This window comes from Nocardioides segetis, assembly GCF_051390595.1.
Lineage (GTDB): Bacteria > Actinomycetota > Actinomycetes > Propionibacteriales > Nocardioidaceae > Nocardioides.
This window is the reverse complement of sequence record NZ_JBNINR010000003.1, coordinates 363330-375027: the sequence shown is the minus strand read 5'-3', so window position 1 is coordinate 375027 and position 11698 is coordinate 363330. Positions and strand designations below refer to the sequence as shown.

At 71.1% G+C, this 11698-nt stretch carries 11 protein-coding genes; 7 read left to right on the top strand and 4 right to left on the bottom strand.

The window, feature by feature from the left end:
- Positions 1 to 3: 3 nt before the first annotated feature.
- The 3 genes from hpt to folE all read left to right on the top strand — a co-directional run bounded on the left by hpt (position 4) and on the right by folE (position 3459).
- The gene (gene hpt / locus ACPZVR_RS08020) at positions 4 to 555 is read left to right on the top strand and encodes a hypoxanthine phosphoribosyltransferase (protein WP_436699048.1); all 552 of its coding nucleotides are present in this window, start codon (positions 4 to 6) and stop codon (positions 553 to 555) included.
- A 200-nt stretch (positions 556 to 755) separates the two neighbouring features.
- The gene (gene ftsH / locus ACPZVR_RS08015) at positions 756 to 2822 is read left to right on the top strand and encodes an ATP-dependent zinc metalloprotease FtsH (RefSeq protein WP_436699047.1); all 2067 of its coding nucleotides are present in this window, start codon (positions 756 to 758) and stop codon (positions 2820 to 2822) included.
- Between the two features lie 58 nt (positions 2823 to 2880).
- Entirely contained in the window at positions 2881 to 3459 is a 579-nt protein-coding gene (folE, locus tag ACPZVR_RS08010) for a GTP cyclohydrolase I FolE (RefSeq protein WP_436699130.1), read from the top strand.
- Between the two features lie 35 nt (positions 3460 to 3494).
- Here the strand turns inward: folE and ACPZVR_RS08005 are convergent, their stop codons facing one another.
- From ACPZVR_RS08005 to rfbB, 3 genes are all read right to left on the bottom strand, one after another.
- The gene (locus ACPZVR_RS08005) at positions 3495 to 4340 is read right to left on the bottom strand and encodes an IS5 family transposase (protein WP_436699046.1); all 846 of its coding nucleotides are present in this window, start codon (positions 4338 to 4340) and stop codon (positions 3495 to 3497) included.
- A 384-nt stretch (positions 4341 to 4724) separates the two neighbouring features.
- Positions 4725 to 6116 (bottom strand): sugar nucleotide-binding protein, encoded by a 1392-nt coding sequence (locus tag ACPZVR_RS08000; protein ID WP_436699045.1) that lies wholly within the window; start codon positions 6114 to 6116, stop codon positions 4725 to 4727.
- A 2-nt stretch (positions 6117 to 6118) separates the two neighbouring features.
- Positions 6119 to 7108 (bottom strand): dTDP-glucose 4,6-dehydratase, encoded by a 990-nt coding sequence (rfbB, locus tag ACPZVR_RS07995; RefSeq protein WP_436699129.1) that lies wholly within the window; start codon positions 7106 to 7108, stop codon positions 6119 to 6121.
- A gap of 86 nt (positions 7109 to 7194) precedes the next feature.
- Between rfbB and rfbA the strand changes: the two genes are divergently transcribed.
- Complete coding sequence (gene rfbA, locus ACPZVR_RS07990; RefSeq protein ID WP_436699128.1) at positions 7195 to 8088, top strand: glucose-1-phosphate thymidylyltransferase RfbA; 894 nt, start codon at positions 7195 to 7197, stop codon at positions 8086 to 8088.
- 61 nt (positions 8089 to 8149) lie between these two features.
- Here rfbA and ACPZVR_RS07985 read toward each other — a convergent pair whose 3' ends face one another.
- On the bottom strand, positions 8150 to 9733 hold the full coding sequence (locus ACPZVR_RS07985) for a glycosyltransferase family 2 protein (protein ID WP_436699044.1): 1584 nt from the start codon (positions 9731 to 9733) through the stop codon (positions 8150 to 8152).
- 83 nt (positions 9734 to 9816) lie between these two features.
- Between ACPZVR_RS07985 and folP the strand changes: the two genes are divergently transcribed.
- Genes folP through folK form a run of 3 tightly spaced genes read left to right on the top strand, consistent with a single transcriptional unit; the run spans position 9817 to position 11665 of the window.
- On the top strand, positions 9817 to 10695 hold the full coding sequence (folP, locus tag ACPZVR_RS07980) for a dihydropteroate synthase (RefSeq protein ID WP_436699043.1): 879 nt from the start codon (positions 9817 to 9819) through the stop codon (positions 10693 to 10695).
- Positions 10692 to 11099, top strand: coding sequence for a dihydroneopterin aldolase (gene folB, locus ACPZVR_RS07975; RefSeq protein WP_436699042.1), 408 nt, complete (start codon positions 10692 to 10694; stop codon positions 11097 to 11099). The genes folP and folB overlap by 4 nt, the downstream gene beginning before the upstream one ends.
- Positions 11096 to 11665 (top strand): 2-amino-4-hydroxy-6-hydroxymethyldihydropteridine diphosphokinase, encoded by a 570-nt coding sequence (gene folK / locus ACPZVR_RS07970; RefSeq protein WP_436699041.1) that lies wholly within the window; start codon positions 11096 to 11098, stop codon positions 11663 to 11665. Before folB ends, folK begins: the two co-directional genes overlap by 4 nt.
- Positions 11666 to 11698: the final 33 nt, after the last annotated feature.

The following is an 11698-nucleotide window of genomic DNA, read 5'->3' as shown; positions in this document are numbered from 1 at the left end:
CCCATGCACGCAAGCGACGTCGCGGACGACCTGGTCGAGGTGCTCTTCACCGAGGCCCAGATCCAGGATCGGGTCAAGGAGCTTGCGGCCGAGATCGAGCGCGACTACCAGGGCAAGGACCTCGTCCTGGTGGGCGTCCTGCGTGGCGCGGTCATGATCATGGCCGACCTCGCCCGGGCGCTGGGCAGCCACGTCGAGATGGACTGGATGGCGGTGTCGTCGTACGGCTCCGGCACCAAGTCGTCCGGCGTGGTGCGGATCCTCAAGGACCTCGACGCCGACATCACCGGCCGCCATGTCCTGATCGTCGACGAGATCATCGACACCGGCCTGACCCTGTCGTGGCTGACCTCCAACCTCGGCTCCCGCGGCCCGGCGAGCGTCGAGATCGCGACCCTGCTGCGCAAGCCCGAGGCGCTGCAGATGCCGGTGAAGGCGAAGTACGTCGGCTGGGACATCCCCAACGAGTTCGTCGTCGGCTACGGCCTCGACTACCGCGAGCGCTACCGCAACCTGCGCGACATCGGCACCCTCGCGCCCTCGGTCTACTCCTAAAAACGCAGCCTGCGCGTCTCCGGCGGCGAGAATGCGGAACGACTCCCCGGAACACCGCCCGCCCGCCGCGCCGCCGGCCCGAACGGGTCCCGCGGGGGCCGTCCCGCTCGCGCCCAACCAGGGACCAGTCAGAATAGGAGCCGTCGGCGGCGTGTACCGTCGTCTGATCCTGTCGTGAATATGGGGAGCGAGTTAAGTCTGTGAAGCGCGTTTTCAGGGGGCCGTGGCTCTGGATCGTGGTGGCGGTCCTCGCCGTCGTCCTCGCTCTCGAGTTCCTCGCCCCCGGCGGCGGGTACGACGAGGTCCCCACCTCGCAGATGTCGACGTACATCGAGAAGGGGCAGGTCGAGGAGATCACCTTCATCGACGGTGACCAGGCCATCGAGGCCACCCTCGACAAGGGCACCCGCGAGTCCGGCGACAAGGTGATGTCCTACTACATCGACGGCCAGCAGGAGACCCTGCTCGCGCAAGTCGACGAACAGGTCGCCAAGGGCACCATCGACAAGGCCAACTCGAAGAACCCCAAGCCCAGCCTGCTCGGGTCGATCCTGGCCACGCTGCTGCCCTTCGCGCTGATCATCCTGCTGTTCATCTTCTTGATGAACAACGTCCAGGGCGGCGGCCGGGGCGTCATGCAGTTCGGCAAGTCCAAGGCCAAGATGATCAGCAAGGACATGCCGAAGACCACCTTCGCCGACGTCGCCGGCTGCGACGAGGCGATCGAGGAGCTCGGCGAGATCAAGGAGTTCCTCCAGGAGCCGGCGAAGTTCCAGGCCGTCGGCGCCAAGATCCCCAAGGGTGTGCTGCTCTACGGCCCGCCCGGCACCGGCAAGACCCTGCTCGCGCGCGCCGTCGCCGGCGAGGCGGGCGTCCCCTTCTACTCGATCTCCGGCTCGGACTTCGTCGAGATGTTCGTCGGCGTCGGCGCCTCGCGGGTCCGCGACCTGTTCGAGCAGGCCAAGGAGAACGCCCCCGCGATCGTCTTCATCGACGAGATCGACGCCGTCGGCCGCCACCGCGGCGCCGGCATGGGCGGCGGTCACGACGAGCGCGAGCAGACGCTCAACCAGCTGCTCGTCGAGATGGACGGATTCGACGTGCGCGGCGGCGTGATCCTGATCGCGGCGACCAACCGGCCCGACGTCCTCGACCCGGCGCTGCTGCGCCCGGGCCGCTTCGACCGCCAGATCCAGGTCGACGCGCCCGACCTGGCCGGCCGCAAGCGGATCCTCGAGGTCCACTCCCGGGGCAAGCCGCTCGGTGGCGACGTCGACCTGATGTCGACCGCGCGCCGCACCCCCGGCTTCTCCGGCGCCGACCTCGCCAACGTGCTCAACGAGGCCGCGCTGCTCACCGCGCGCAGCAACCAGAAGGTCATCACCGCCGCGATGCTCGACGAGGCGATCGACCGCGTGATCGCGGGCCCCCAGCGTCGTACCCGCCTGATGACCGAGAAGGAGAAGCTGATCACCGCCTACCACGAGGGCGGCCACGCCCTCGTCGCGGCGGCGCTGCCGGGCACCGACCCGGTCCACAAGATCACGATCCTGCCGCGCGGCCGGGCCCTGGGCTACACCATGGTCCTGCCCGACGAGGACAAGTACTCCCAGACCCGCAGCGAGATGCTCGACAAGCTGGCCTACATGCTGGGCGGCCGGGCCGCGGAGGAGCTCATCTTCCACGACCCGACGACCGGCGCGGGCAACGACATCGAGAAGGCAACGTCCCTGGCCCGCGCGATGGTCACGCAGTACGGCATGACCGAGCGCCTGGGCGCGATCAAGCTCGGCGAGTCGAACTCGGAGCCGTTCCTGGGCCGCGACCTCGGCCACTCGCGCAACTACTCCGAGGACGTCGCCGCGATCGTCGACGAGGAGACCAAGAACTTCCTCGCCGCCGCCCACCAGGAGGCCTTCGACATCCTGGTCGAGAACCGCGACGTGCTCGACGCGCTCGTGCTCGCGCTGCTCGACAAGGAGACCCTCGACAAGGAGCAGGTGGCCGAGATCTTCACCGCGCTGCGCCTGCGCCCGGAGCGCCCGGCCTGGACCGGATCGCCGACCCGCGTGCCGTCGACGATCCCGCCGGTGGAGATCCCCGAGGAGATCCGGCGTCGGGCCGAGCAGAACGGCTCGGCGCCCGAGCCGGAGGGCGAGGGCGGTCAGATCCTGACCCCGCCGGGACCGGGTGGCGACGTGTACGGCGGGCCGCCCGCCGTACCCCCGAGCGACCCGACGCCGCCGGCTCCGCCCACGGGGACCTGAGGCGACGGGGACCGCGGTGACCGACCCGATCAGCGCGCCCGATCGCGGGCCGCAGGACGTGCCGCCGTTCGACCACGAACGGGCGGAGGCGGCCGTCCGGGAGCTCCTCGCCGCCATCGGCGAGGACCCCGAGCGCGAGGGCCTGCGCGACACCCCCGCCCGCGTCGCCCGCGCGTACGCCGAGCTCACCGCCGGCCTGCGGACGGCGCCGGAGGACGTCCTCACCACCGCCTTCGACCTCGGCCACGACGAGATGGTGCTGGTGCGCGACATCGAGCTGTGGTCGATGTGCGAGCACCACCTGGTGCCGTTCACCGGGGTCGCGCACGTCGGCTACATCCCGGCCGAGTCCGGCAAGATCACCGGCCTGTCCAAGCTGGCCCGGCTGGTCGACGTCTACGCCAAGCGACCGCAGGTCCAGGAGCGACTGACCACGCAGGTCGCGGACTCGATGATGGAGCTGCTCGACGCCCGGGGCGTGATCGTGGTGATCGAGGCCGAGCACCTGTGCATGACCATGCGCGGCGTGCGCAAGGCCGGCGCCCGCACCATCACCTCCGCCGTGCGCGGGACGATGCTCAAGGACGCCGCCACCCGCGCCGAGGCGATGGCGCTCATCCACAGCCCGCGGGGCTGACCCCGCGCTTGTAACTAAGAGATCGCGCGGATAGGTCACGGTCGGCGTTCGGGGCGGTGTGCCCAGCGGTGGGTGTACCAGGCTGCGGCGAGGAGTCGGCGGAGCACGATGACCGCGTTGGCCAGGGCGATGTAGGCCTCGATGACGCGGGTACGGCGTTCGGTGCAGATGGCGAGCTTCTTGAAGCCGCGGTTGTGCCAGGCGTTGGTGCGTTCGATGACCCATCGGCGGCCGGCTTGGAGGGGGTGTCCCTTCTGAGAGATCACGCTGTGACAGCCGAACTCGTCGAGCAGGTCGCGGGTGGTTGCGCTGTCGTAGCCGGCGTCGAGGTGGACCGTGATGTTCTCGGGCAGTCCAACACCGAAGCGGACTTCGAACCGGCCCAGGTGCTCCAGGGTGGGGCGTAGGAATGGTGAGTCGTGTCGGTTGCCGGGGGCGACCACGCAGCCCAGTGGGATGCCGTTGCCGTCGGTGAGCAGGGAGCGTTTGGTGCCCAGTTTCCCGCGATCCACGGGGGATCTGCCCGCTGCCTGTCCGCCGCAGGGAGCCTTGACCAGGCATCCGTCGACGGTGATCTCGTGCAGGTCGAGTCCGACGATCCGGTCGTAGGACTCGAGCACGATCTGTTCGAGTTGGGCGAAGATCCCGGCGTCGATCCACTCGTCGCGGCGTGCGCGCAGCGTGGTTGCCGAGCACGTGGAGTCGGCGATCTTGGCGTATCCCGCGCCGAGAACCAGGACCTGGATCAGCTTGTCGAACACGACCCGATCGTCGATCCGTGGCCGGTGGCAGCCCAGCGGGTGGCTCACGTGGTGTTCAGGGATCAGCGCGGCGAACTGGTCCCACAGCGGGTCGATGACAGAAGATGGCAGCGCAGGCACGAGTACCTCGGGGAGAAGGTGGCGTCAGACACCCCTTCTGTTACCGAGGCTCGTGCCTGTCCTGCGTCACCGACACGCACCTATCCGCGCGATCTCTAAGGGTTACCGCACGATTTTCGCGACCAGAGCACCCTGGTAGTAGCCACAGCGCCCGGGTAGGTGTGTCGCGACGGCGAGGCGTGGGCCGCTGTTGGGCCCGACCCGCCGGATGCCCGTGAGGCACGCCGGCGGTCGGCCGGCCGGCGCGAGGCCCCTGCCGCCGGCGCGACGCCCCGGCGGCAGGCGCGACGCCCCGGCGGCAGGCGCGACTACCCGGGCGCTGTGGCTACTACCCGGGCGTTGTTGCAGCGATTTGCGCGCTGTAACCCTTAGTTACAAGCGGGGTCAGCGCCCGAGGTACGCCGCCAGCGCCTCGTCCGCGTCGGTGCTGACGAACCCGGTGCCGGCCAGCTTGTCGAGCGCGAGGGTGCTGTGCAGCGGGCGGGGGGAGACGTCCTTGCCGGCGGCGTACTCCTCGGTGGTCACCGTGCTGACCCGGGCGGGGTCGTGGCCGGTGAGCTCGAAGACCCGGCGGGCGTAGTCGGCCCAGGAGCGCGGGGTGCCGCTGTTGGTGACGTTGTAGGTGCCGTACGGCGCGCCGCTCGCCACGAGGTGCGCGCTCGCGCGGGCGAGCTCGGCCGTGAAGGTGAGCCGGCCCACCTGGTCCGACACCACGGCCGGGTCGACCCCGTCGGCCGCCAGGCGGGCCATGGTGCGCACGAAGTTGTGGCCCTCGCCGATCACCCAGGAGGTCCGCAGGATGTAGTGGCGGGGGGCTCCCGCCACGGCGAGGTCGCCGGCGGCCTTGGTCTGGCCGTAGACGCCGAGCGGCGCGAACGGCTCGTCCTCGCGGTGCCCGCCCTCGACCGGTGAGCCGTCGAAGACGTAGTCGGTCGAGTAGTGGACCAGGGTGATGCCCCGCTCCGCCGCGATCCGCGCCAGGGTGGCGGGCGCGGCCGCGTTGGCCGCCCAGGCGACCGGGCGCCCCTCGGGTGTCTCCGCCTTGTCGACGGCGGTGTAGGCCGCCGCGTTGAGGATCAGCGCGTACTCCTCCCACGGCCACGCCGCGAGGGCGGCGTCGTCGGTGAGGTCGAGCTCGTCGAGATCGACCAGCGTCGCGCCCGGGAAGAGCGGGGCGAGGGCCTGGCCGAGCTGGCCGTTGCAGCCGGTGATCAGTGTCCTCTTCGGTGCCAGGGGCGTGACGTCGGGCAACAGCGGGTTGGCCTGGTCCTTGGCCGAGATCTCGACCTCGGCGGAGTCGAGCGGGATCGGCCACGGGATCGCGGAGTCCGGGTCGCCCAGGTGGAGCGCGGGGTAGGTCCTACCGGGCACGAAGTGGTCGTTGACCAGGTACGAGTAGACGGTGCCGTCCTCGAGTGCCTGGTACGAGTTGCCCACGCCGCGCGGCACGAAGACCGCGACGTCCTCGTCGATCTCCACCCAGAAGGTCGTGCCGAAGCTCTCGCCCTCACGCATGTCGACCCAGGCGGCGAAGACCCTGCCGGCCGCGACCGACACGAACTTGTCCCATGGCTCGGTGTGGATGCCCCGCGTGGCGCCCCGGGTGGCGTTGAAGCTCATGTTGTTCTGCACCGGCCCGAAGTCGGGCAGGCCGAGCGCCACCATCTTCTGGCGCTGCCAGTTCTCCTTGAACCAGCCGCGCTCGTCGTGGTGGACCGGCAGGCGGACGACGAGCAGGCCCGGGATCGGCGTCGTCTCGATGCGGAGGTCGCCCACGCCTACTGACCCTTCGCGGCGTACGCCGCCTCGGTGGCGTCCTTCTTGGGCCGCCACCAGGCCTCGTTCTGCTGGTACCACTCGACGGTCTGCGCGAGGCCCGCCTCGAAGTCGGCGTACTGCGGGGTCCAGCCCAGCTCGGTGCGCAGCTTGCCGGAGTCGATGGCGTAGCGCAGGTCGTGGCCGGCGCGGTCGGTGACGTGCTCGAAGTCGTCGGCGTCGCGGCCCATCAGGGTCAGGATCATCCGGACCACCTCGAGGTTCGACTTCTCTCCGTCGGCGCCGATGAGGTAGGTCTCGCCGATCCGGCCCTGCTCGAGGATCCGCAGGACCGCCGAGGAGTGGTCCTCGGTGTGGATCCAGTCGCGGACGTTCTCGCCGGAGCCGTAGAGCTTCGGCCGGCGGCCGTCGACGACCTCGGTGATCTGGCGCGGGATGAACTTCTCGATGTGCTGCCACGGGCCGTAGTTGTTGGAGCAGTTCGAGATCGTCGCCTGTACGCCGAAGCTCCGCACCCACGCGCGCACGAGGTGGTCGGAGCCCGCCTTGGAGGCGGAGTACGGCGACGAGGGGGTGTAGGGCGTGTCCTCGGTGAACCGCTTCGGGTCGTCGAGCTCGAGGTCGCCGTACACCTCGTCGGTGGACACGTGGTGGAAGCGCACGCCGGCCTTGCGGACCGCCTCCAGCAGCGTGAACGTGCCGATCAGGTTGGTCTGGATGAACGGCGAGGGGTCGTTGAGCGAGTTGTCGTTGTGCGACTCGGCCGCGTAGTGGACGACCGCGTCGTGCTGGTTGACCAGCGGCTCGACGAGGCCCGCGTCGACGATGTCGCCGACGACGAGCTGGACCCGGTCCTCGGGCAGCCCGGCCAGCGACTCGCGGCTGGCGGCGTAGGTGAGCTTGTCGAGAACCGTCACCGTGGCGTCGGTGTGACGGACGAGGTGGTGGACGAAGTTGGAGCCGATGAACCCGGCTCCGCCGGTCACGAGAATGCGCACGTCGGACAGCCTATGTTGGAGAATGCCCCGTCGAGACATCGAGACGGCGCTGCCGAGCGCGCCGAGGAGTGGGAGACATGATGCGCGGGATCATCCTGGCGGGCGGCACGGGGAGTCGGCTCCACCCGATCACCCACGCCATCAGCAAGCAGCTGATGCCGATCTACGACAAGCCGATGATCTACTACCCGCTGTCGACGCTGATGCTCTCGGGCATCCGTGAGGTGCTGGTCATCACGACGCCGCACGAGGCCGACCAGTTCCGCCGCCTCCTCGGCGACGGCAGCCAGTTCGGGATCGAGATCACCTACGCCGTGCAGCCCTCGCCCGACGGTCTCGCGCAGGCGTTCCTGATCGGCGAGGAGCACCTCGCCGGCGGCGGCGCGGGGCTCGTGCTCGGCGACAACATCTTCTACGGCGCCGGACTCGGCACCCGGCTGCGCCGGTTCGAGGGCCTCGACGGCGCCGCCGTCTTCGGCTACCGCGTGGCCGACCCGACGGCGTACGGCGTGGTGGAGTTCGACGCCGAGGGCAAGGCGCTCTCCCTGGAGGAGAAGCCCGAGAAGCCGCGCAGCCACTACGCCGTGCCCGGCCTGTACTTCTACGGCTCCGACGTGGTCGAGAAGGCCAAGACGCTCACGCCGTCACCGCGCGGCGAGCTGGAGATCACCGACCTCAACCGGATGTACCTCGACGAGGGCCGGCTGCAGGTGGAGGTGCTGCCCCGCGGCTCGGCGTGGCTCGACACCGGCACGTTCGACGACCTCAACGACGCGAGCAACTTCGTGCGCGCGCTCGAGGCCCGGCAGGGCACCAAGGTCGGCGCCCCCGAGGAGATCGCCTGGCGGCTCGGGATCATCGACGACGCCCGGCTCGAGGAGCTGGCCCAGCCGCTGCTGAAGAGCGGGTACGGCCGCTACCTCCTCGACCTGCTCCACGAGGCCGCCGACGCCGGTCCCGATCACCTGCTGTGACAGGGGCGCGAGCGCGTCGCAGAGCGTGCTCGCCGCCTCGCGCTGACCGGCCCCGGCTTCACTAACCCCGTCGCAGGCGGCCGAGCAGGCCTTTGCGCGGGGGTGGTGCCGGCGCCTCGGCGGCGGGGACACGCAGCAGCAGCCCGTCCTGGGCGGAGTAGTCGAGGCGGACCGGTCCGACCTCGGTGCCGGCGGGCAGGTCGCTGAAGGCGCGCTTGATGCCGGTGCGCCCGTCCAGCTCGCACATGCCGAGCACGAGGTGCGCGCCGGGCGGCAGCGGGCCACCCATCGCCGCCGTGCGCGGGTCGAAGGTGGCGGTGAACCGGCCCGCCGGCTCCAGCGTCCCGTCCCCCTGCTCGACCAGCTCCACGTGGGAGGTCGACGGCAGCAGCCAGTTGACCCGGGTCGGCGCGTGCCGGATCGCCACGTCGACGAAGGCGGCCGAGACGTCCGCGCTCGGGGTCAGTCCGTGCTCGGCGAGCAGGCCGGCCAGCGGCTCGGGCAGGTCGCGGACGATCTCCCCGTCCGGCGTACGACGGGCGAAGGGATGTCCCGGGACCCGACTCCAGGTCACGGTGCCGCTGAGCGTGACGGCGCCGTCGCCGGTCTCCTCGACGGTGACGACGGTGAACTCCGGGCGGCGCCCGATCCCGTCGCGCAGGAAGTCGGCCGCGGCCTCGACGTCGCCACCGCGGAAGAGGGCGAGCGCGGTCCGGCTGCGCACCGGCAGGTGCGGGTCGACCTCGCCGGGGACGAACGTGTCGACCAGCCGGGCGATCTCCGTGCGGTCCCGGGCGATCTCGGCCTCCGCCCGGCCGGTCGGCCGGTGTCCGATCTCGGGGACGAGCCGGACGTGGGCCGTGTGCGCGAGCAGGGTGGCCCGCAGCTCGGGGTCCGCGACCTCGCTGATCCGCCGGAGCAGCTTCTCGAGATAGGGCCAGTAGTCGGGTGTGCCCCGGTAGTCGCGCTCGCCCTCCGACGTCGTGGAGCTGTTCTCCCCGGTGTGGCGCCAGTGGTAGAACGGCGTCGAGCTCAGCAGGGCCACGACGGGCCGGTGCTCGATCAGGTCGACCTGGAAGAAGATGTCCTCCCACAGGTGCCGCGGCGCCTCGGGGAACCGGATGTCGTGCTCGAGGAGGAACGAGCGCCGGTACAGCTTGTGCGGTGTCATCGGCAGCAGCCCCCGCAGCGGCTCGTCGCGCGCGTCGCCCGTGTCGCGGGTGTAGTGCGTCAGGCCCCACCGGGCGACCTGGGTCCGCACCTCCTTGCCGTTCACGACGTCGGCCCCGGCCCCGTCGCCCGCCGCGTCGCCGAGGGCGACCGCGGCCCGGAGCGCGTCGGGGTAGAGCTCGTCGTCGTGGTCGAGGAACAGCACGTACCGGCCGCGCGCCTCGCGCACGCCGATGTTGCGCGGGCGGCTCGGCCAGCCCGACGCCTCGAGCGCGAACGCGCGGTAGTTCGCGCGGCCGGCGGCGATCCGCTCGATCCGCTCGGCGGTGTCGTCGGGCGAGCCGTCGTCGAGCAGCAGCACCTCGAGCTCCGACTGCGGCAGGGTCTGCGCGTCCAGCGACGCGATCGCCCGATCCAGGCCCGGCCCGGAGCGGAAGGTCGGGATCACGACGGACACTGCGGGAGCCTCGACCATGGCGCCGAGTCTAGGGAGTCCGCTCGCGCAGGCAGGGGGCGACGGGTGATCCGGGTCCGAGGAGGACTACTAGGGTTGCGGGCATGACCGCTCCGTCGACCCCGCTGGTGATGGGGGTCGTCAACGTCACACCCGACTCGTTCTCCGACGGCGGCCGGTACGACGACCCCGAGCGCGCGATCGCGCACGCCCGCGCCCTGCTCGCGCAGGGTGCCGACATCCTCGACGTCGGGGGCGAGTCCACCCGCCCGGGCGCGACCCGGCCGCTGCTCGCCGAGGAGCTCGACCGCGTCGTACCCGTCATCGAGGCGCTCGCCGCCGACGGCGCGACCGTCTCCGTCGACACCATGCGTGCCGAGGTCGCCGCGCGGGCGGTCGAGGCCGGCGCCCGCATCGTGAACGACGTCTCCGGCGGCCTGGCCGACCCCGGGATCCTCGACGTGGTCGCCCGCACCGGTGTCACCTACGTCGCGATGCACTGGCGGGCGCACAGCGACCGGATGCAGGAGTTCACGGCGTACGACGAGCAGGGCGGTGTCGTCGCCGCGGTGCGCGCCGAACTGGCCGAGCGGGTCGCGGCGATCCGCGCGGCGGGCGTCCGCGACGACCGGATCGTGCTCGACCCCGGTCTGGGGTTCGCCAAGCTGGCGCACCACAACTGGGAGCTGCTGCGCCGCCTCGACGTGTTGGCGGACCTCGGGTTCCCGCTCCTGGTCGGCGGGAGCCGCAAGACCTTCCTCGGGCGGCTGCTCGAGGACCCCGACGGCAGACCGCGGCCGGTGGGGGAGCGCGAGGCGGCCGGCGTCGCGCTGAGCGGACTGCTCGCGGCCGGACTCGGCGGGGCACCGGTGTGGTGCCTGCGGGTCCACGATGTGCGTGCCCACCGCGACGCACTCGCGGTTGCGGCACAGTGGGACCCGGTCACGGATCGGGCCGTGGCCTCGGAGAGGGACTGGGAATGACGGACGAGCTGAGCATCCTCGGCATCGAGTGCTTCGCCCATCACGGCGTCTTCGACCACGAGCGCCGCGACGGCCAGGTCTTCAAGATCGACCTGTGTCTGGGCGTCGACACCGCCTCCGCGGCCGCCTCGGACGATTTGCGCGACACCGTGGACTACGGAAGCCTCGTGGACCAGGTCGTGGCCGTCGTGACCAGGGACCCGGTCGACCTGATCGAGACCCTCGCGCAGCGGATCGCGGACACCTGCCTGTTGGACCCTCGTGTTGAATGGGTGCGGGTGACCGTCCACAAGCCGGATGCGCCGATCCAGGCGACGTTCGCCGACGTACAGCTCACCATCACCCGGCGCCGTGAGGCGGCGGGGGTGGGAGACCGAACTGGGAAGGCAGAGGGCCGAGCATGACCGAGACCCCCAATCCGAATATCGTCGACGCGGACACGCTGACCGGCGAGATGCGACCGATCCGTCGGATGGTGATCGCCCTCGGCTCCAACCTGGGCGAGCGGTTCGCGACCCTGCAGGGCGCGCTCGGCGCGCTCGCGGACACCCCCGAGGTCTGGGTGACCGGCGTCTCGCCGGTCTACGAGAGCGTCCCGGTCGACTGCCCGCCCGACGCCCAGAACTTCCTCAACGCCGTGGTCCTCGCCGACACCACCCTGTCGGCGCACCGGCTCCTCGACCGGGCGCTGGCCATCGAGGACGCCTTCGACCGCGAGCGCGGCGAGGTCAAGAACGCGCCCCGCACCCTCGACGTGGACCTGATCGTCGTGGGCGACCGCCGCAGCGACACCGAGGAGCTGCGCCTGCCGCACCCCCGCGCCCACGAGCGGGCGTTCGTGCTGCAGCCGTGGCTCGACCTCGAGCAGGACGCCGTCCTCCTCGACCGCGGCCCCGTCGCCGACCTGCTCGCCGCGATCGGCGTCGACGGCCTCACCCGTCGTGACGACCTGGTGCTCGCGACCGAGTGACTCCCGAGTGACTCCCGAGTGACTCGCGAATGA

What these genes read in the sequence shown, in the direction of transcription:
- hpt (WP_436699048.1), top strand. Translation starts at nt 4, where the DNA reads ATGCACGCAAGCGACGTCGCGGACGACCTGGTCGAGGTGCTCTTCACC.
- ACPZVR_RS07985 (WP_436699044.1), bottom strand. Translation starts at nt 9,733, where the DNA reads ATGGTCGAGGCTCCCGCAGTGTCCGTCGTGATCCCGACCTTCCGCTCC.
- folP (WP_436699043.1), top strand. Translation starts at nt 9,817, where the DNA reads ATGACCGCTCCGTCGACCCCGCTGGTGATGGGGGTCGTCAACGTCACA.
- rfbA (WP_436699128.1), top strand. Translation starts at nt 7,195, where the DNA reads ATGCGCGGGATCATCCTGGCGGGCGGCACGGGGAGTCGGCTCCACCCG.
- folK (WP_436699041.1), top strand. Translation starts at nt 11,096, where the DNA reads ATGACCGAGACCCCCAATCCGAATATCGTCGACGCGGACACGCTGACC.
- folB (WP_436699042.1), top strand. Translation starts at nt 10,692, where the DNA reads ATGACGGACGAGCTGAGCATCCTCGGCATCGAGTGCTTCGCCCATCAC.